Origin of the sequence: Ruminococcoides intestinale, assembly GCF_040095935.1 — a bacterium.
Classification (GTDB): Bacteria; Bacillota; Clostridia; order Oscillospirales; family Acutalibacteraceae; genus Ruminococcoides; species Ruminococcoides intestinale.
In genome coordinates, this window is the sequence record NZ_JBBMFQ010000001.1 from 584,947 (window position 1) to 605,888 (window position 20,942).

Genomic DNA, 20,942 nt, shown 5'->3' on the forward strand with positions numbered 1-20,942 from the left:
ATGAATATCACTGAAGAAAAGTTGCTTGAATATCTTTCAAAGGCTCTTGTGTGTGTAGCTGTAATTGTTATCGGATATATAATTACCAGGTTGATTATAGGGATTCTCCGAAAAATCCTTAATAAATCACGAATGGACGGTACAGCCGAAGGCTTTGTATTGTCCGTTCTCAAGGTGATTTTCTATTTCATTGTTGCAGTAACTGCACTCGGAACAATCGGTGTGAATGTTGCGTCGCTTATTACGGCACTCGGTGCGGCAGCCCTTACAGCAGGTCTTGCATTACAGGATTTGCTGAAAAATGTTGTCAGCGGACTTGTAATTTTGATAAACAAACCGTTTGTGTCGGGTAATATTCTTGATTTTGAGGGAGTAAAAGGAACGGTTGAGGAAATCAATATTTTCTCAACAACCGTGCATACACTTGATAATAAGCTTGTGACAATTCCTAATTCAAGACTCACATCAAACAATGTTGTAAACTGCACAATGGTTGAGCAGAGAAGGGTTGACTGTACTTTCTCGGTAAGCTATGATGATGATATCGACGAGGTGCGTGAGATTATTCTCAACCTTATGGCAACAAATGAGATGATTTTAAAAGATCCCGAACCTACTGTAAGAGTCGGTGAACATCTTGACAGCGGAGTGCAGATTAAGGTTTTTGCATGGGCAACTCCTGATGATTACTACGAGGTTTATTTCTTCCTGCAAGAAAATGTCAAGAAAGAGTTTGATAAAAACGGTATCACAATTCCGTACCCTCATCTTGTTATTGCCAAAGATTAAAATTATTAAATTCCAAATTAAATATTACGAAAAATTCCGTAAATAATAATGGTGCTGTTGATTCAGTACCATTTTATTTTTATAAGGATTGATTAGTTTGAAAAAATTTTTAGGTCTTTTTGCCGTAGCTTTAATTTCAGTATGTCTTATCACTGGTTGCGGCAATGATAAAAACGACAGTATGACTGACACAACAAGTCAGACTTCACAAACATCAAATACGCAGGAAACTTCAAAAAGTATGACTGAAAACGGAGAAGTTTCAGATTCGGACGGTTTCATCGGTAACGAAGAAAATGAAACAGGAAATTCGGGTTCGGATATGATGGATGATATTGAAGACGGAATTGACGATATTATGGGTGACGGAGGTAATAATGATTCTGATACTGTCACCAATCCCTCAGATACTGTTTTATAAAAAACGAGAGCAGCAGGACAAAATTGCCTGTTGCTCTCGTTTTTAATACGAAATATGTTATTGGTTCGAGTTCAGACAAAAATCATACTGCTTTGTCAAGGTCAATTTTTAATTGGCGAATAATTTTCTTTTCAAGCCTTGATATGTAGGACTGCGAAATTCCAAGCTTGTCGGCAACCTGCTTTTGCGTGTGTTCCTTTCGTCCGTTAAGCCCGAAGCGTAACTCCATAATAAGACATTCTCGGTCACGAAGCTTTGAAACTGCCTGCAAAACAAGACTTTTTTCAAGCTCGCATTCAATATTTCTGTTTACCGTGTCAGGATCGCTTCCGAGAACATCGCATAAGAGCAGTTCATTGCCGTCCCAGTCCGTGTTCAGCGGTTCGTCAATCGATACCTCGTTTTTCAGTTGCGATGATTTTCGTAAAAACATCAGAATTTCGTTTTCAATACATCTTGATGCGTAGGTAGCAAGCTTAATATTCTTTTCGGGAGAAAAGGTGTTCACCGCCTTGATAAGCCCGATTGTGCCTATTGAAATCAAATCCTCCGCACTTGCATTCGGAGTTTCAAACTTTTTTGCAATATATACCACAAGTCTTAAATTGTGGACAATAAGCGGTTCTCTTGCCTTACTGTCTCCTTTTGCAATATTCTCCATAATATGCTGTTCTTCTTCTCGTGTAAGCGGTGGGGGAAGAGTTTCACTGCCGTTAATGTAGAATATTTCATTTTCAATAACGAGTGCAAATCGGATTTTCTGAATAACCTTCATTAAAAACATAACATTGCTCCTATTCTGATATTTTTACAAGTTCGTACGGTATGATTGCCTTAACATCTCCTTTCAATACATCATTACATATGCCTATATAAATGCTTTTGCAGATTTCCTTGCCGTCAATTTTAACCTTATCGGGAGGAAATCCTTTTACAATTCCGTTTCCGCCAAGGCTTTCAAACGGAATAATCCTTGTTTTGGTTTCATCGGGAACATAGTCATCAAAAATATTTTGTTCAGCAATAATGACATAATTTCCCGAAAACGGTTCAACAAGGTTGCAACCCGTATCAATCTTTGCAGGGAAAAAATAGCTTTGTTCGTTAACCTTGATTTCAACTTTGCAAACTCCCGAACCGTTGCCCCCCTTCGTCAATATTTTCGTCAATTTGAGAATATAATAACAGACAAGAGTTAAAATAATCAGGAGGACGGGCGAAATGTTAAAATACACTGTGTCGTTGTATACTTCCATACCTTTCGGTTTGAAAGCGTTGTACAGAAACATCATAATTCCGCAGAATGAAAATGAGAGAGAAAGAAACACGGATATTCGTTTGATAAAACACTTAAACGGACACTTGCCGAATGCACATAACACAATTCCGGCGGCACATAAAACATCGATAGGTATATTCAAAAAGAAAGGCAGGGGAGGGAAAAGTGCAATAAGACTTTGCACTCCCCCCAGAAGCGACGCAAGTAACATTTTTTTAAACGAGGTGTTGATGCAAAGCGCCTTTTTTGTGCATAAAATAAGTATAAAGTCAATGAAAACATTTACGGTAATCAGTACATCTATGTAAACAGATTTCATTTTATTCCCCCTGCGGAATGCTGTTCTAATAACATTTCTATTAAATTTATTACCTTTGCTTATTATCTCACAAGCGTAAAATAATAATTGTCAAAATATGGTCAGGAGGTAAATTATTGATTGCAGGATTAATTATCGGATTGTTTATAGGCGGATTTGTCGGCGTAAGTGTAATGTGCCTTTTATATTACACAAGGGACTGACAAAAGAAAAGCGTGCAGTTTAATTCAGACTGCACGCTTATTACATATTTTGCCGTATTTTGATTATGATTTAAGGTTTCTTGTGCCGAGGAAAAGGACTGCCAGCATTCCCGAACCTACATGAGTACCGATTACAGGACCGATATCCGTCATGACAACTTCCTTGCACTTACCCTTGATTGCCTTTTTAAGTTCTTCGGCGCCTTCCGGATTATCCGCATGGGCAACCATGACAACGCTGTCTTTGAGATTTTCGGCGTCTCTTTCAAGGTGTTTTACGAGAGCCGGAACAACATTGCTCTTACCTCTGATTTTTGCAACATTGATAAGATGACCTTCATCGTCAACACTGAGGAGCGGTTTGATTTGCAAAGCTTTGCCGAATGTTGCGGAAACAGCGGAAATTCTACCGCCTCTCTTGAGTTGATCAAGGTCTTCAACAACAAACCAATGACATACTTTTATACGAGTGTCTTCAATGTATTCTTTTAGTTCGTCAATTGTAGCGCCTTCGCTGTATTTTTTGCCTGCAAGGTAGATGAGAAGCCCAAGTCCTGCCGAATCGCAAAGAGAATCAATTGCAATAATCTTTCTGTCCGGATAAACTTCCTTTAAATCCTTAACAGCCATCATACAGGTGTTGTATGTTCCGCTCAAACCTGTTGAAATGCCTGTGTAAATGATATCTTTGCCGGCTTTAAGATAGTTTTCAAAGCTCTTGTAAAAGCTGTCATAGTTAATCTGTGTTGTCTTTGAATCAATACCCTCTTTAAGTTTACTGTAGAATTCCGAGAGGCTCATCATTCTGCAATCCGGATAATGAAGATAGGACTTGTCCTCCATATGAAATTCCATCGGAAGAACTTCAACGCCGATTTCGTTAACAAGCTCCTGTGTAAGGTCGCAGGAGGCATCTGTCATAAATACATAATTCATAATTATCGTTCCTTTTTTGCGAAAATATTGTGATTCAATTCTAACAAATTATGATATAAATGTCAATGAATATAATGACCGTTCCTTTTCATATATATGTATATCAAAAACAGATTTCGGAGTGGTTATATGAATTGCAGATTTACCGATTTAAGACATAAGGAAGTCATAAGCGCCTGTGACGGAACAAGGATAGGATTTATCGACGATGTTATTGTGGATACCAAATGCGCGACTGTTGTGTCAATTGTTATTTTCGGCAGACCCGGATTTTTTAGTCTGGTGGGAAAATGTCAGGACTACATAATTCCGTGGGAGAAAATTGACCTCATAGGAGAGGATACGGTAATCATCAGTTGCCAGACTCCAAAGCCAGTAAAAAAGCCGAAAAAACCCCGTTTTGGGGCTAAATTTTGAATTTTTTCAAATTTTCGCATTAAGGCAAAATAACCTAAGAAATATTTGCTAAATTATGCATAATGCACAAATCATTATTTTTTTAAGAAATTAAAACCACATAAGTAACATTTCGGTTACAATTGTTACAATTTATCTTCCCCCGTCAAACTTGCAATTTTCAAAAGTTTGTGCTTTAATACAATTGCAATTGTGTGTTTGATAAAATTTTACGACTAAAGGACTTGGCACATTTTTAAACAGATAACTACATCTTGTATATACGCTTGCTTTTGACGGCAGTTATAGTAGTTACCTTAATGTGCAAAAATCACAGGGAGGATAAATTTTTGAGAGCGACAAACTATAAACACTACGGATGTGACAACAATTCGGAGAGTTCAAAGAGAACTCACAAACCCGAAAAGAAGTCAAAACGCAAAGGCTTTAAGGCATTGTCCTATGCTATTGCGGTATCTCTGGCGGCAGCTGCTCTTGTTGTTCCGACAACAACTCTTGCACCGGATGTAGATGCTTTTGAAGACAGCCGTGCTGCTTCGCTTGCAGTCGGTAACATCAATGATTTTTCACTCGTTATTACAGATAACTGCGTTGAAGAAACTACTGCCCCCGTAACCCAAGAGATAACAACATCCGCAGCGACTACACAGAAAACAACTGAAAAGGAAACTAAATCTGCAAAAACTGCGAAGAAGAAAGCTGAAAGTTCACAGGCTTCCAAAAAGGCTGAAAGTTTAAAGTCAGAGCCCTCGGAGTCAGAAACTTCAAGCCAAACTTCACAGAGCTATACAAGCTATGTTGACAGTTCATCGGACAACAGCAGTTCCGCATCTAATTCATCGGATTACGGCTATACAGACAGTACATCAAGCTCGTCAAACTATCAGAGTGGCTACCTTGTAAGTATCGCCAATCCGGATCCGTCCTACAGTCCTTCTCCTGTTTCTCTTTCAAGCTATGACAGAGAGAAACTCGAAAGACTTGTAATGGGCGAAGGTGGTTCAATGGGTTACACAGGCTGTGCCCTTATCGCACAGTCAATTCGTGACGCAATGAACCGTTCAAACACAACATCAATTGACAGAATTATTTCGGAATATCAGTATTACGGTTCGACTGCTTATGCACCGAATCAGGATGTAAAAAATGCTGTTTCCTTTATCTTTGATCAGAACGGCTCGGCAGTTCAGCACAGAGTTCTTTGTTTCTATGTCGGTTCAAGCAGCTGGCATGAATCACAGAATTACATCACAAGCATCGGTAATGTAAGATTCTTTGATTTGTGGTATTGATCGGAGTTTCCGAAAACAATTTAATATTTAAGAAAATATCAGGTGTTTTTGAAAAAACTTTTTCGAAAACACTTGATTTTTTTTACTTTTATGGTATAATATACAGGCAATTCGCACGCTGATGCTTGTCAACAGGGTGGCAGATTCAGAGAATTTGCTTATTGCGTTGATAAAAACAAAGGCACAGCGGAGGTTTTAACCTAAGGAGGATTTTTATTATGGCAGTAGTTTCAATGAAACAGCTTCTTGAAGCAGGTGTTCACTTTGGTCACCAGACAAGAAGATGGAACCCTAAGATGGCTGAGTACATTTTTACTGAGCGTAACGGTATCTACATTATCGACCTTCAGAAGAGTGTAAAGAAGCTTGAAGAAGCTTACAACTTTGTTCGTGAGCTTTCAGCAGAAGGCAAGAGCGTTCTCTTTGTAGGTACAAAGAAGCAGGCTCAGGATTCTGTTAAGGAAGAGGCAGAGCGTGCAGGCGCTTACTATGTAAACGCAAGATGGCTCGGCGGTATGCTCACAAACTTTGCAACAATCAGAAGAAGAATTGCTCGTTTAAAGCAGCTCCGTGCTATGCAGGAAGACGGCACATTTGATCTTCTTCCTAAGAAGGAAGTTATTAAGCTCAACCTCGAAATTGAGAAGCTTGAGAAGTTCATGGGCGGTATCAAGGATATGACAGAGATGCCCGGCGCACTTTTCATTGTTGATCCAAGAAAAGAAAGAATTGCCGTTTCAGAGGCAAAGAAGCTCAATATCCCGATCGTTGCTATCGTAGATACAAACTGTGATCCTGATGAGATTGACTATGTAATCCCGGGTAACGATGATGCTATTCGTGCAGTAAAGCTTATTGCAGGCGCAATGGCTAACGCTGTTATCGAAGGCAGAGAGGGTCGCATGGGCGCTGCAGCTGTTGAGGAAGAGACAGCTGAATAATCATTTGTGATTATAACCCCGTTTTATATAAATTTATTTGAAAGGATGTTTTCAAAATGGCAGCATTTACAGCTCAGGATGTAAAGACATTAAGAGAAAAAACAGGCTGCGGCATGATGGATTGCAAAAAGGCACTCACAAATGCCGACGGTGATATGGATAAAGCAGTTGACTTTTTAAGAGAACAGGGACTTGCTAAGCAGGCTAAGAAGGCAGGCAGAATAGCAGCAGAAGGCGTTGCATACGCTTGCACAAACGATGACCTCTCAGTAGGTGTTGTTGTAGAAGTTAACGCTGAAACAGACTTTGTTGCTAAGAACGATTCATTTATGGATTTTGTTAAGGCTTGTGCTAACACAATTATCGAGCAGAACCCTGCTGATGTTGAGGCTCTCCTCACACTCAAGGCAACAGGTTCAGAGCAGACAATCGCTGAAATGCTTCAGGAAAAGGTTCTCACAATTGGCGAGAATATCCAGATTCGTCGTTTTGAGCGTATGGAAGGTGCTTGTGTTGCTTATGTACACGCAGGCGGTAAGATTGGCGTTCTTGTTAACTTTGATACAGACCTCGCTGCAAAGCCTGAGTTTGTTGCATACGGCAAGGATGTTGCAATGCAGATTGCAGCTCTTAACACTCCTTACCTCAATGAGAGTGAAGTTCCTGCAGAAATCATCGAGCATGAGAAAGAAGTTATGCGTCAGCAGGTAATCAACGAAGGTAAGCCGGAGCAGATTGCTGACAAGATTGTTATGGGTAAGATTGGTAAGTTCTACAAGGAGAACTGCCTTCTTGACCAGGAGTTCGTTAAGGACAATAAGATCAACATCAAGCAGTACACACAGAATACTGCTAAGGAGCTTGGCGGTTCTATCGAAATCAAGAAATTCGTTCGCTTTGAAAAGGGCGAGGGCATTGAAAAGCGTCAGGATGACTTTGCCGCAGAAGTTGCAAGCATGGTTAAATAATTATTTTGGCGTACAAAGCATAATAATCGGAGCAGAGAATGACTTCTCTGCTCTCGGTTTGCAGAAAACTCGAAATTCAGTTTGACCGAATTTCGAGTTTTAATTTTTGGAAAATTTTAAATATCGCAAATTGCAATAGCAGCAAGTTGAAATAAATTTTATTTTATCGAAATTAACGCTTGACAAACAAATGTATATGTAATATAATAATCAGGTAAAATAAAGCAAAGCAGAGATGCTTTCACCTGTGGGGTGCCGTCTGCACGGGTCAATACCGAAGTTTTTTAGTATTGTTATGCGGACGGAGTGTTTCTGTCCGCATTTATTGTTTTTATGAGACTTTGGAGGTGTTTACCCATCAGCAAGAAAGAAATTCAGATTAACGAAGAAATCCGTGACAAAGAGTTGAGAATCATCGGCTCTGATGGTCAGCAGCTTGGCATTATGTCAGCTAAAGAAGCACTTGATTTGGCAGAACAGAAGAACCTTGACTTGGTTAAAATTGCTCCGCAGAGCAATCCTCCTGTATGCAAAATTATGGATTACGGAAAATACCGTTTTGAACAGGCTAAAAGGGAAAAGGAAGCAAGAAAAAATCAGAGAGTTGTTGATATCAAGGAAGTAAGGCTTTCTCTTAATATCGATACACACGATTTTAATACAAAGCTTAATAATGCTCTGAAGTTTATCAAACACGGCGATAAGGTTAAGGTTTCAATTCGTTTCAGAGGTCGTGAAATGGGACACCCTGAAATCGGTCTTGAAACAATGAAACGATTTGCTGATGCTTGCAGTGAAACAGCTGTTGTCGAAAAGCCTGCAAAGCTTGAAGGCAGAAATATGCTTATGTTTCTTGCACCAAAGACTAATAAGTAATTAAAGCTAAGGAGGATACTAATATGCCTAAAATTAAAACTCACAGCGGTGCCAAAAAGAGATTCAAACTTTCTAAGAATGGTAAGGTTATCCGTGCTCACGCTAACAAAAGTCACATCTTGAACAAGAAGACAACAAAGCGTAAAAGAGGTCTTCGTCAGACTGTTGCTGCAGATAAGACAAACACAGCTCAGATCAAGCGTCTTATTCCTTACAAATAATCATTGAGGACTACTAACTAACATAAACGGAGGTAATATATAATGGCACGAGTAAAAGGTGCGATGATGACTCGCAAAAGAAGAAAAAAGACATTAAAGCTTGCTAAGGGTTACTGGGGTGCAAAATCAAGACACTTTAAAATGGCTAAACAGGCTGTTATGAAGTCCGGCAATTATGCATATATCGGTCGTAAGCAGAGAAAGAGAGATTTCCGTCGTCTTTGGATTACTCGTATTTCGGCTGCCTGCAAGGCTAACGGCACAAATTATTCAACTTTCATGAACGGCTTGAAGAAGGCTGGCATTGCTCTTAACCGTAAGATGCTCTCTGAAATTGCAATTTCAGACCCTGCTGCTTTTACTTCACTTGTTGAACAGGCTAAGAACGCTTAATTTAACTTACTTTGTAATTGCGTTTGGGTTATCCCAAACGCAATTGTTTTTTACAGAAATTTGGATGGTTTTATGACTATACTTTCAAGCAAAGATAATTCTAATATAAAAAATGCCGTAAAGCTCAGAAAAAGTGCAAAATATAGGCGTGAATCTGGACTTTTCATTGCAGAAGGTGTTCGCATTTGTATGGATGCAATGCTCAGTAAGGCATGTATTGACACCTTTTTCGCAAGTGAAAAGGCCAGTGAGAAATATGCGGATGACTTTTCAAATCTGCAAAAATATTCCGACAAAACATTCATTGTATCTGATAAGATATTTAATCAGATGTGTGATACAGAGTCGCCTCAAGGATTTCTGTGTGTAATAAAAGCACTTGACAAAACTGCTTGTTTTGATAAAATAAAGACTGGTGACAAATTTTTGGCACTCGATAATCTGCAGGATCCCGGCAATTTAGGTACAATTCTTAGAACGGCTGAGGCTCTGAATGTTACCGGTATCGTTCTTTCTGCCGATTGTTGCGATATTTACAGTCCTAAAGTTGTAAGAGGCAGTATGGGGGCAGTGTTCAGACTTCCTTTTGTTGTGTCGGATACAATTTCAGGTTATCTGAATGCACACAGTGAACTTGAATCTTATGCGGCGGTCGTATCGGCGTCGGCTGATAAGATTACAACGACTCCCTTTGTTTCGCCTTGCATCGTTGCAGTAGGTAATGAAGGAAACGGTCTTAAAGAAGAAACAATAAGTGCCTGTAAACATAAAATTACTATTCCTATGGATGGAAGAGCCGAGTCGCTTAATGCCGCCGTTGCGGCGTCAATAATAATGTGGGAAATGATGAAATGATTTCGCGTAATGCCTGTTACTGGATTTGGATTACACTTTCGATAGGCTATAATAATCCAAAGGTAAAGAGAATATCCGAAATGTATTCCGATGTGTCTGCCTTTTATTACGGCGGTATTTCGGAGTGGCGTCTTTGCGGAATTTTTTCACAAAAAGACCTTGAACGATTTTCTTCAACCGGTCTTGATGACGCTAAGAAAATCGTAGACAGATGTATTGAATGCAATTATTCGATATTATGCATTGACGATGAATTGTTTCCGAAATGTCTTTACAATATTGAATGTCCTCCTGCTCTCATATATGTAAACGGTGTTATGCCTGATATTGACAATACTTTTTCAATCGGTATTGTCGGTACTCGCAGAGCAACTAAGTATGGAATAGAAAATTCCTACCGTTTTGCATATGCACTGTCAAAATACGGAACAATTATAGTCAGCGGAGGCGCATTGGGTGTTGACGGTGCGTCGCACAGAGGCGCACTTGCTACGGACGGAATTACAATTTGTGTCAGAGGTTGCGGACTTAATTGTTCATATCTCAGGGAAAATTCAGACATTAGAAGTACAATTCCAAAAAGAGGTGCTGTCATTACAGAGTATCCGCCTGATGAAACACCGAGGAATTACTATTTCCCTGCCCGAAACAGAATTATAGCCGCTTTATCGGACGGATTGCTTGTTATGGAAGCGGGAAAGAAGAGCGGTTCGCTTATTACCGCAAATCTTGCCGCAGAACAAGGCAAAACAATTTTTGCTCTGCTCGGAAATAACAGCCCTCAGAATGAAGGTTCAAACGCTCTCATTAAAGAAGGTCTTGCAATACCCGTTACCGATTTTATGGACATACTCTGCGAGTTTGACAGCCTGTATGCAACCACTGATGATGAATTCGATATTGACAATATTTCTCTTGCTGATACGGGCAATTTTCCTGTTAAAGGTATAAGAAAACAAGCTCATTCAAGAATTTATGTTAATAAACAAAATGTTCAACAGCCGGCTAAAACCGCAGTGCCGTATGTATCAGAAAAATCAGAAACGGTTGTGCAAAAACCTGTTCATAAAGAAAACTTAAATTTGCCAAAAACAGCTCAGGATGTATATGAATACATCGGTAATGAGCCTGTTCATATAGATAAAATCTCAGCTGATTTGAAAATCCCTGTGTTTAAGGTGCTTACCTCACTTACGATGCTTGAAATGAAAGATCTTGTTTCGGCATTACAGGGAAGAAATTATATTTTAAAATAATATTTACCGAATATTCTTATTCGTTATCCGATATTCCGTTGCCCTTTTACACATAACAGGGCAGAAAGGCAGTGAAAACATATGTCAGATTTAGTAATTGTTGAGTCACCTGCTAAGGCAAAAACAATTAAAAAATACCTTGGTAGCGGTTACGAAGTTGTTGCCTCAATGGGTCATGTCCGTGATTTGCCTAAATCAAGATTAAGTGTTGATATAAAAAAGAACTTTGCTCCAAAGTATGAAATTATAAAAGGAAAAGAAAAACTTGTTGATGATTTAAAATCAGCCGCTGAAAAAAGCGAGCATATTTATTTAGCAACCGACCCTGACCGTGAGGGAGAGGCAATTTCTTGGCATCTTGCCTATATTCTCGGTTTACCCACAGATGAAACTAACCGTGTGGAATTCAATGAAATTACAAAATCCGGTGTTACAAACGGTATGAGCAATCCGAGATCAATTAATATTGATCTTGTAAATGCTCAGCAGGCAAGAAGAATTCTTGACAGACTTGTCGGTTATAAACTCAGTCCGTTTATTTCTCAGAAAATCAGAAGAGGTCTTTCTGCAGGACGAGTTCAGTCTGTTGCTGTAAGGATTATTGTTGACAGGGAAGAGGAAATCAGAAAATTTAAGCCTGAGGAATACTGGTCGATTGATGCAAAGTTCATCCCAAAGGGCAGCAGAAAATCTTTTTCTGCATCTTTATATTCCGATGAAAACGGTAAGATTAAGATTACCAACGGTGAACAGGCTGATAAAATTGAGGCTGATCTTCAAAATGCCGAGTATGTAATTACAAAGGTTAAGAACGGTACAAGAAAGAAATCTCCTGCACCTCCGTTTATAACATCAACTCTTCAGCAGGAAGCATCGAGAAAACTCGGTTTCCAGTCGAGAAGAACAATGAAGGTTGCTCAGGAACTCTACGAAGGCGTTGATATCGAAGGTATGGGTGCAACCGGTCTTATCACTTATATGAGAACAGACTCACTCAGAATTTCAAATGTTGCAATTGAAGAGGTAACCGAATACATAAAAAATTCTTACGGTGAAAAGTTTCTTCCGCCAAAGCCAAGATTTTTTAAATCAAGAAGTAATGCACAGGACGGTCATGAAGCTATAAGACCGTCAATGCCCTCTCTTACTCCCGACAGCGTAAAGGCAAGCCTTACGTCGGATCAGTATAAGCTATATAAGCTCATTTGGAACAGATTTACTGCATCACAAATGGCTGATTGTATCCAGAAAACAACACAGGCTGATATTGTTGCCAACGGTTATACATTTAAGGCGTCAGGATACAGAGTTGATTTTGAAGGCTTTACAACACTCTACGTGGAAAGCAAGGATGTTGAAGAAGAAAAGACTACACAGCTCCCCCCACTTGAAAAAGATATGATTGTGAGATGTAAAGAGTTGAAGAAAAATCAGCACTTTACACAGCCGCCTGCAAGATATACGGAGGCGTCACTCATCAAAGCACTTGAAGAATACGGCATTGGCAGACCGTCAACTTATGCCGCAACTATTACAACAATTACAAGTCATGAATATGTTAAGCGTGAGGGCAAAAGCCTTGTTCCTACGGAACTCGGTGAGGTTACAACCAATCTTATGAAAGAGCGTTTTCCAAAGATCGTTAATGTAAAGTTTACAAATCAGATGGAGGAAGACCTTGATAAGGTTGAAAAAGGAACAGAAGAGTGGCATGCTTTGCTTGACAATTTCTACGGAGATTTTGATAAAACTCTCAAAAAAGCAAAAGCAGATATGGAAGGCGTAAAGCTTCACTTAAAAGAAGACGAAACTGATATTATCTGTGACAAGTGCGGTCGTCAGATGGTTGTTAAAGTCGGCAGATACGGTAAATTTATTGCCTGCCCCGGATACCCTGAATGTAAAAACATCATTAAGTATGTAGAAAAAACGGGTGTTAAGTGTCCGAAGTGCGGCGGCGATGTCATTATCAAGCGTACAAAGACAAAAAGAATTTTTTACGGCTGCTCCAACTATCCCGAGTGTGATTTTGTAAGTTGGAATGAACCAACAAACGAGAAGTGTCCGCAGTGCGGAGGAATTCTCTTCAAGAAAAAAGGCAAAAAGCCGACATTGTTCTGTGCAACAGAGGGGTGCGGTTATACTAAAACAGCAGATACGGATGATAAATAAATGCATATTAATGTAATCGGTGCAGGACTTGCAGGTTGTGAGGCGGCAATGCAGATTGCCTCTCACGGAATAAAAGTGCATCTTTATGAAATGAAACCGAATAAAAAAACGCCTGCTCATCATACTGAGAAATACGCTGAACTTGTTTGTTCAAATTCTCTTAAAGCCATGCGTGTTGAAAGCGCCGCAGGGCTTTTGAAAGAAGAAATGCGCAGACTCGATTCTTTCCTTATGAAGTGTGCAGATGCCTGCAAAGTCCCTGCAGGCGGAGCGCTTGCCGTTGACAGAGATATTTTTTCTTCTCTTGCAACGGAAGGCATAAAGAGCTGTGAGCTTATTGAGGTTTACGAAGAAGAAGTTTGTGAAATTCCGAAAGATGAAATCACGGTTGTGGCAAGCGGACCGCTTACTTCTGAACCGCTTGCCGAATATATAAGGGGAATGTTCGGTTCCTCACTTTCGTTTTTTGATGCCGCCGCTCCTATTGTTACCGCTGAAAGTATTGACATGGAGTACGCTTTTTGTGCATCAAGATACGATAAGGGCGACGGTGACGATTATATCAACTGTCCGATGAACAAGGAGGAATATGAAACCTTCTACAATGCACTCATATCGGCAGAAAGAGCACCCTTGCATGATTGCGATGTCAGCAATCCGAAAGTGTATGAGGGCTGTATGCCTGTTGAGGTAATGGCACAAAGAGGCGAGGGAACACTTCGCTTTGGACCTATGAAACCTGTCGGTCTTGTGAATCCAAAGACAGGTCACAGACCTTGGGCGGTTCTTCAGCTCAGAAAAGAAAACAAAGCCGGCAATATGTACAATCTTGTAGGATTTCAGACTAATCTTAAATTCCCCGAACAAAAGAGAGTGTTTTCGCTTATTCCTGCACTTCATAATGCGGACTTTGTTCGTTATGGTGTTATGCACAGAAATACTTTTCTTGATTCGCCGAGAATACTTAACAGCGATTTTTCTGTTAAGGACAATCATAGTCTTTTTTTTGCCGGTCAGATTACAGGCGTTGAAGGATACATGGAATCTGCAGCTTCGGGAATTATGGCAGGTATAAATGCTTGTCGAGTTGCTGAGGGAAAAAGCACAATTACATTACCAAATGATACAATGATTGGCGCACTTTCGGCATACATCTCTGATTCGTCGGTTAAAAAGTTTCAGCCAATGGGTGCAAACTTCGGAGTTTTGCCGGAGCTTGAAAACCGACCGAGGGATAAAAAAGAGCGTGGTGCAGCTTATTCTGCAAGAGCGTTGAAAAGTTTGGATAATTATTTAAAGGATATTTAAGGTGAATGGAATGAACATAATTGTTGACGCATTCGGCGGTGATAACGCTCCATTGGAAATTATCAAAGGCTGTGTTGAGGCAGTTGCCGAATATAACATAAATGTAACTTTGACCGGTGATGAAACCAAAATTAAAAATGTATTTTCGGAAAACTCACTTTCAATGAATAATATTGATATTTGTCATTGTACACAGAAAATCACAATGGAAGATTCTGCTGAGTCCGTTCTTAAAGAAAAAAAGGACAGCTCTATGGCTGTAGGTCTTCGTTTGCTTAACGATGGCAAGGGCGATGCATTTGTCAGTGCAGGGAACAGCGGTGCATTGTGTGTCGGTGCAACTCTTGCAATAAAAAGAATCAAAGGGATTAAACGCCCCGCATTTGCTCCTGTTATGCCGTCTGAAAGCGGATTCTTTATGCTTATGGACGGCGGTGCAAATGTTGAGTGTCGTTCCGAAATGCTGTATCAGTTTGCTGTTATGGGTTCAATATATATGGAAAAGGTTATGGGTATCAAAAACCCCCGTGTCGGACTTGCCAATGTCGGTGCAGAAGAACACAAGGGAACAGAACTTTACAGAAATACGCATGAACTTCTTCAGAACAGCAAATTGAATTTCATCGGAAATGTAGAAGGCAGGGATATTCCGAACGGAGTGTGTGATGTCGTAGTTTGTGACGGCTTTACAGGTAATTTGATTCTCAAAACATATGAGGGCGTTGCTCTTGTAATGATGAATCAGATTAAAAATATGTTTATGGGCAGCGTCAAGGGTAAACTTGCAGCAGGTCTTGTTATGAAGGACCTTAAAAATATGAAAACGCATTTTGATTACAACAGATACGGCGGTGCGCCTATTCTCGGTGCATCAAAGCCGGTGTTTAAAGCACACGGAAGTGCCAAGGCTGTTACAGTTAAGAATGCTATCAGACTTTCTGTTGAATATGTAAAAGCAAACGCTATTGAAGCGATCTCTTCATCACTTTAATTTTTGCAAATAATGTTGCTTTAGGAGTTTTATAATGGAAGATTTACAAAAGAGAATCGGCTATACATTCAAAAATACAGATTTGCTTACAGAGGCACTTACTCATTCTTCTTATGCAAATGAACATAAGGCTAAACACATAAAATATAATGAAAGACTTGAATTTCTCGGTGATGCGGTACTTTCAATTGTTGTTTCCGATTATATTTTCAAGCATTGTCCCGAACTTCCCGAAGGCGAATTGACAAAGCTCAGAGCGTCACTTGTCTGCGAGAAAACTCTTTTTGAATTTGCTAAGCAGATTGAACTCGGGAAGTACCTTGTGTTAAGTAAAGGCGAAAGAAACAACGGCGGTGCAGAACGCCCGTCAATTCTTTCGGATGCCTTTGAGGCTTTGATTGCAGCAATTTATATTGACGGTGGTATTGATCCTGCGTCGAAACATATTCTTAATTTTGTAATTCCTGCAATCAAGAACTCAAAGAAGAAGAAGCTTAACGATTATAAAACCGCCTTGCAGGAGATTATCCAGAAAAATCCCGGTGAACAGCTTGAATATGTTCTCGTGGGTGAAAGCGGTCCTGACCACAACAAACACTTTGTTGTTGAAGTTCATCTCAACAGTAATGTAATCGGCAAAGGCGGCGGAAGAAGTAAGAAAGAAGCGGAACAACAGGCCGCCAGAGAAGCTTTGGAGCTGATGGGTTATTAAACACAGTAATGTATCAATTTTTATTCCGCACAACGGTTGTCCGCATATGTGCAGTTTTTGCAATCAAAATAAGATAACAGGTCAGGCATATCAGCCGACTCCCCTTGATGTTGAACAGACACTTGGTAAAGCGGCTTCTGATTTGGACGAACGCACCAAAAATGCTGAGATTGCATTTTTCGGCGGAAGTTTTACAGCTATTGACAGAACCTATATGTTATCTCTCCTTGATGCAACTAAAAAGTTCAGAGATAAATTTTGCGGAATAAGAATTTCTACCCGTCCCGACTATATTGATAAAGAAATTCTTGATATTTTGAAAAGCTATGGTGTGACATCAATTGAACTTGGTGCGCAATCTATGTCCGACGATGTACTGCTTGCAAATGACAGAGGACATAGCGCTGAAAGTGTTTTCAAATCCTCAGAGCTTATTAAAAGTTATGGCTTTTCACTTGGCTTGCAGATGATGACGGGACTGTATAAATCAGATATTCAAAAGGATTTATACACAGCCGAAACATTTGTGAAAATTAATCCCGATACCGTAAGAATCTATCCTACGGTTATCATGAAAGATACAAAGCTTGCCGAACTTTACCTTAACGGAGAATACACACCGTATAGTCTTGAAAAGTCCGTCAACCTTTGTTCAAAGCTGATTGGACTTTTTGAAAAGAACAATATAAAAATTATCAGGCTCGGACTTCATTATTCCGACAGCCTTGTAAATAACAGCTACGGTGACAACTATCACCCGGCTTTTAAGGAATTGTGCGAAAATAAGCTTTTTTACGATAAGTTTATCGAAAAAGCAAAAGATTTTCCCGATTTGAATGAAATTAAAACGGTTGTTATCAATTCTAAATCTCTGTCAAAATTTCTCGGACAAAAGAGAAGTAATGTAAACAAATTGAATGAACTCGGATATAATTTTGCGGTTTGTTTTGACGATACTTTGCAGAAATATGAATTATATTTAAAACAGGAGCTTGCTGATGCGATTAAAGTCTTTGGAAATTCAAGGTTTCAAGACCTTTCCCGATAAAACTAAATTATCTTTTGAACAGGGAATTACCTCGGTTGTCGGTCCTAACGGTTCAGGCAAAAGTAACATCAGTGACGCTATCCGCTGGGTTCTCGGTGAACAGTCACCGAAGAGCCTTCGTTGTGCCAAAATGGAAGATGTTGTCTTTAACGGAACAGATAAGCGTAAAAGACAGGGCTATGCCGAAGTTACTCTGAATATTGACAACAAAGACCGTGCCCTTGATTTTAATGGTGATGACATAGCCGTTACAAGAAGATACTACAGAAGCGGCGAAAGCGAATATCTTATCAATAAAGCGGCTGTTCGTCTTAAAGACATCAACGAACTCTTTATGGACACAGGCCTCGGTCGTGACGGTTATTCAATGATCGGTCAGGGTAAGATTGACAGCATTGTTTCTTCAAAGGGTGAGGACAGACGAGAAATTTTTGAAGAAGCTGCGGGTATTTCTCGCTACAGATACAGAAAAATTGACGCTGAGAGAAAGTTGAAAAGTACGGAGGACAACCTTTTAAGACTTCGTGATATTGTAACCGAACTTGAAGAAAGAGTCGGCCCTCTTGAAAAGCAATCTGAAAAAGCTCAAAAATTTCTTGAATATTCCGAAGAAAAAAGAGGTCTTGAAATTGCACTCTGGCTTTTAACTCTTGACCGTTCACAAAATGAATTAAAGGTTCAGGATGAGAAAATTTCAATTGCAAAATCTCAATATGATGACGCAGAAACCGCACTTGAACAAATTCAGACCGAAAGTGAAGAAATTTACATAAGAAACGGTGAGTATTCTTCTAAAATAGAAAATATCAGAACCGAAATCACGGATATTGAATCGCAGATTTCAGAGAAGCGTTCTCTTGTGTCTGTTGCGGAGAATGATATTCTGCATAACAATGAAAATATTGACAGAATAAAAAATGATATTGCACAGTTTGATGTCAATGCGGATGAACTTGTAAAAAGAATTGCCGATAAGGAAAAAGAAATTTCGGAACTTGACACTGATATAATCGCTAAAAAGAAAAAGTACAGTGAGCTTTCGGAACAGCTTAACGAAATTAATACGACTTCAGGTAAAAGCAGTGATGTTTTGCAGGAAATTACTGCCGAACTTTCTGTTCTTACTTCAAAGTCGGCTGATGCAAGAGTTACCGAGATGACTGCCGAAAGCACGGTTTCGGAACTTAATTCAAGAATAGAATCTTTAATTTCATCTAATGACGAAAAGAAAACGCAGTCTGAAGAACTTGCTGATATTTCAAAAGATTATGATAATAAAATCGGTGTTGCAAAAGAAAAAATTGAATCGCTGAAAAATACAATAGACGGTTTACAACTTAAATTGTCTTCAAAAGAAAAGAAAAAAGACGAACTCCGTGAAGAAAGCAACAAACTTATGCTTGATGTCAAGGAGCATATGAGAAAAATTTCATTCCTTGAAAATCTTGAGCGTAATCTTGAGGGCTTTTCAAAGAGCGTAAAAACAGTTGTCAATGCTCAAAGTCATGGCAAGGTTCACGGAATATGCGGTCCTGTTTCACGAGTAATTTCAGTTCCGAAAGAATACGGAGTTGCAATTGAAACGGCCCTCGGTTCGGCTATGCAGAACATTGTAACCGAAACCGATGAGGATGCAAAGCGGGCAATTAGATATCTTAAATCCGTTGACGGCGGTCGAGCAACATTTCTTCCGCTTAACACAATCAAGCCGAGAGAACTCCGTGAAAACGGTCTTGAAGATTGCTACGGATTTGTAGGGGTTGCCGCAAATCTTTGTTCATGTGATAATAAATACAACGGAATCCTCTATTCCTTACTCGGCAAAATTGTGATTGCAGAGGATTTGAACTGCGCAACAACAATTGCTAAGAAATATTCTTACAGATTTAAAATTGTAACTCTTGACGGTCAGGTTGTTAATGCCGGCGGTTCACTCACAGGCGGTTCGCTTAACAGAAACACAGGACTTCTCAGCAGAGCAAATGAGATTGAAACACTTAAAAAGCAGACTGCAGTCCTTGAACAGAAATCAAAAGATGCCGAAAACAGAAGTATTGAAATTTCTCGTGAATATTCGGCGCTTGAGGCTCAGCTTCTCGGTTCAAGAGCAGATCTTTCAAATCTTCGACAAGACCTTGTAAGACTCGAGGCTGAAAAGAGAGCTTGTGACAATGAACTTGCCAATGCAGGTGCTTCTGTTGAAAATTCAATGAATGAAATTACAAATTGTCGTCTGAGAATTGAAACTCTTGAAAAAGATAAAAATTCCGCAAAGCAGCTCCTTGTTGAACTCAATAAGAAAATCCTTGCTGCCGAAGAAAAGGTAAATGAACTTACGGGCAGCAGAGCAGAGCTTACAAAAAAGCGTGAAGAAATTTCTTTGCAGTTACAGAATCTGCGACTTGAAATTGTTTCTTCGCAAAAGGATATCGACGCTCTTAATTCGGATATTGTTTTTGCAAAATCAACAGGCAATGAAAATCTTGAAAGAAAAGCAGAATTAAATCAAGAGATTGAGAGAATCAAAAGTGTTATTCTTGAAAAGACAGAGCTTATAAATTCTACAAATGCAGAAATTGAAAAGTTGATTGCCAATCAGAACGAACGCTCAAAAGCTATTGAAAAAATCAATGCTGACAGAGAACAGCTTGAAAAACGCAGTGCCGAAATCAGAACGATTGAGCGTGATAAAACATCAGAGCGTGAAACCTCGGGCAGAGAGCTTGCCAGACTTGAAGAGAGAAAAATCAACATTCAGAAGCAGTATGATGATATTATCTCAAAGCTTTGGGAAGAATACGAACTGACAAGACGAGAGGCAGAAGATTGTGCCGTTGAAATTGATGACTCAAAACAGGCGCAGAGGCGACTTAACGAGCTTAAACAAAAAATCAGGTCTTTGGGAAATGTAAATGTATCCGCTATTGAAGAGTACAAAGAAGTTTCCGAAAGATATGAATTTATGAGCGCACAGGTAAATGATGTTGAAAAGTCAAAGAAAGAGATTGAAAAGCTTATTACTGACCTCACAAAGCAGATGAAAGAAGTGTTTGTCGAGAGCTTTGATCAGATTAATAAGAACTTTACCTACACCTTCAAAGAACTTTTCGGCGGCGGTACAGCGTCACTTTCGCTTGCGGATCCGGAAAATATTCTGACAAGCGGAATTGATATTCTTGTTCATCCGCCGGGTAAGATTGTTATAAATCTTGAGGCGTTGTCAGGCGGTGAAAAAGCGCTTGTTGCAATTGCACTTTATTTTGCTATAATGAAAGTAAGACCTGCTCCGTTCTGCGTAATGGACGAGATAGAGGCGGCTCTTGATGATGTAAATGTTTATCGTTTTGCCGCATATCTTCGCAGAATGACAGATAATACACAGTTTATTCTCATTACGCATCGCCGTGGTACAATGGAAGAAGCCGATGTGCTTTACGGTGTTACAATGCAGGATGAGGGCATTTCAAAATTACTCGAACTTCGTTCAACCGAAGTTGCGGAAAAACTCGGTATAGATTCAAAGTAATTATAAGGACAGTGATAAT

At 39.5% G+C, this 20,942-nt stretch carries 20 protein-coding genes; 17 read left to right on the plus strand and 3 right to left on the minus strand.

Translation table 11 applies throughout. From position 1 onward, the window contains the following. Nucleotides 1-789, plus strand: a complete 789-nt coding sequence (locus WMO31_RS02775) for a mechanosensitive ion channel family protein (protein WP_367999155.1) — start codon at nucleotides 1-3, stop codon at nucleotides 787-789. 97 nt (nucleotides 790-886) lie between these two features. Further along, nucleotides 887-1,210 carry a hypothetical protein gene (locus WMO31_RS02780; protein ID WP_367999156.1) on the plus strand — a complete coding sequence of 108 codons (324 nt, stop codon included), beginning with the start codon at nucleotides 887-889 and terminating at the stop codon, nucleotides 1,208-1,210. Nucleotides 1,211-1,292: 82 nt separating this feature from the next. Here the strand turns inward: WMO31_RS02780 and sigE are convergent, their stop codons facing one another. The 3 genes from sigE to WMO31_RS02795 form a co-directional block, all read right to left on the minus strand. Then, nucleotides 1,293-1,994 carry an RNA polymerase sporulation sigma factor SigE gene (sigE, locus tag WMO31_RS02785; protein ID WP_117837397.1) on the minus strand — a complete coding sequence of 234 codons (702 nt, stop codon included), beginning with the start codon at nucleotides 1,992-1,994 and terminating at the stop codon, nucleotides 1,293-1,295. Nucleotides 1,995-2,004: 10 nt separating this feature from the next. After that, entirely contained in the window at nucleotides 2,005-2,808 is an 804-nt protein-coding gene (locus WMO31_RS02790) for a sigma-E processing peptidase SpoIIGA (RefSeq protein ID WP_015523782.1), read from the minus strand. Nucleotides 2,809-3,074: 266 nt separating this feature from the next. Beyond that, on the minus strand, nucleotides 3,075-3,947 hold the full coding sequence (locus tag WMO31_RS02795) for a DegV family protein (RefSeq protein WP_015523783.1): 873 nt from the start codon (nucleotides 3,945-3,947) through the stop codon (nucleotides 3,075-3,077). 129 nt (nucleotides 3,948-4,076) lie between these two features. On the opposite strand from WMO31_RS02795, the gene WMO31_RS02800 reads away from it, so the two are divergent. The 15 genes from WMO31_RS02800 (at nucleotide 4,077) to smc (ending at nucleotide 20,923) form a co-directional block, all read left to right on the plus strand. Then, a complete protein-coding gene (locus tag WMO31_RS02800; protein WP_015523784.1) occupies nucleotides 4,077-4,364 on the plus strand; it encodes a YlmC/YmxH family sporulation protein in 288 nt (95 codons plus the stop codon). 329 nt (nucleotides 4,365-4,693) lie between these two features. Next, nucleotides 4,694-5,656: a hypothetical protein gene (locus WMO31_RS02805; protein WP_367999157.1), complete on the plus strand. Its 963-nt coding sequence runs from the start codon at nucleotides 4,694-4,696 to the stop codon at nucleotides 5,654-5,656. Between the two features lie 218 nt (nucleotides 5,657-5,874). Further along, complete coding sequence (rpsB, locus tag WMO31_RS02810) at nucleotides 5,875-6,597, plus strand: 30S ribosomal protein S2 (protein WP_015523785.1); 723 nt, start codon at nucleotides 5,875-5,877, stop codon at nucleotides 6,595-6,597. A gap of 56 nt (nucleotides 6,598-6,653) precedes the next feature. Continuing rightward, complete coding sequence (tsf, locus tag WMO31_RS02815; protein WP_015523786.1) at nucleotides 6,654-7,565, plus strand: translation elongation factor Ts; 912 nt, start codon at nucleotides 6,654-6,656, stop codon at nucleotides 7,563-7,565. 333 nt (nucleotides 7,566-7,898) lie between these two features. After that, nucleotides 7,899-8,441: a translation initiation factor IF-3 gene (infC, locus tag WMO31_RS02820; RefSeq protein WP_021883974.1), complete on the plus strand. Its 543-nt coding sequence runs from the start codon at nucleotides 7,899-7,901 to the stop codon at nucleotides 8,439-8,441. Between the two features lie 23 nt (nucleotides 8,442-8,464). Beyond that, entirely contained in the window at nucleotides 8,465-8,662 is a 198-nt protein-coding gene (rpmI, locus tag WMO31_RS02825; protein WP_015523787.1) for a 50S ribosomal protein L35, read from the plus strand. 42 nt (nucleotides 8,663-8,704) lie between these two features. Further along, complete coding sequence (gene rplT, locus WMO31_RS02830; protein WP_015523788.1) at nucleotides 8,705-9,055, plus strand: 50S ribosomal protein L20; 351 nt, start codon at nucleotides 8,705-8,707, stop codon at nucleotides 9,053-9,055. Nucleotides 9,056-9,127: 72 nt separating this feature from the next. Further along, on the plus strand, nucleotides 9,128-9,910 hold the full coding sequence (locus WMO31_RS02835; RefSeq protein WP_118101606.1) for a TrmH family RNA methyltransferase: 783 nt from the start codon (nucleotides 9,128-9,130) through the stop codon (nucleotides 9,908-9,910). Beyond that, nucleotides 9,907-11,166 (plus strand): DNA-processing protein DprA, encoded by a 1,260-nt coding sequence (dprA, locus tag WMO31_RS02840; protein WP_367999158.1) that lies wholly within the window; start codon nucleotides 9,907-9,909, stop codon nucleotides 11,164-11,166. Before WMO31_RS02835 ends, dprA begins: the two co-directional genes overlap by 4 nt. A gap of 81 nt (nucleotides 11,167-11,247) precedes the next feature. After that, the gene (gene topA / locus WMO31_RS02845) at nucleotides 11,248-13,338 is read left to right on the plus strand and encodes a type I DNA topoisomerase (RefSeq protein WP_015523791.1); all 2,091 of its coding nucleotides are present in this window, start codon (nucleotides 11,248-11,250) and stop codon (nucleotides 13,336-13,338) included. Beyond that, entirely contained in the window at nucleotides 13,339-14,646 is a 1,308-nt protein-coding gene (gene trmFO / locus WMO31_RS02850; protein WP_296061694.1) for a methylenetetrahydrofolate--tRNA-(uracil(54)-C(5))-methyltransferase (FADH(2)-oxidizing) TrmFO, read from the plus strand. It abuts the gene before it with no gap. Nucleotides 14,647-14,656: 10 nt separating this feature from the next. After that, a complete protein-coding gene (plsX, locus tag WMO31_RS02855) occupies nucleotides 14,657-15,637 on the plus strand; it encodes a phosphate acyltransferase PlsX (protein WP_367999159.1) in 981 nt (326 codons plus the stop codon). A 34-nt stretch (nucleotides 15,638-15,671) separates the two neighbouring features. Next, nucleotides 15,672-16,349 carry a ribonuclease III gene (gene rnc / locus WMO31_RS02860; RefSeq protein WP_015523794.1) on the plus strand — a complete coding sequence of 226 codons (678 nt, stop codon included), beginning with the start codon at nucleotides 15,672-15,674 and terminating at the stop codon, nucleotides 16,347-16,349. 22 nt (nucleotides 16,350-16,371) lie between these two features. Then, on the plus strand, nucleotides 16,372-17,397 hold the full coding sequence (locus WMO31_RS02865) for an elongator complex protein 3 (RefSeq protein WP_367999232.1): 1,026 nt from the start codon (nucleotides 16,372-16,374) through the stop codon (nucleotides 17,395-17,397). Beyond that, nucleotides 17,348-20,923, plus strand: a complete 3,576-nt coding sequence (gene smc / locus WMO31_RS02870; RefSeq protein WP_367999160.1) for a chromosome segregation protein SMC — start codon at nucleotides 17,348-17,350, stop codon at nucleotides 20,921-20,923. The genes WMO31_RS02865 and smc overlap by 50 nt, the downstream gene beginning before the upstream one ends. The last annotated feature ends 19 nt before the right edge of the window (nucleotides 20,924-20,942 follow it).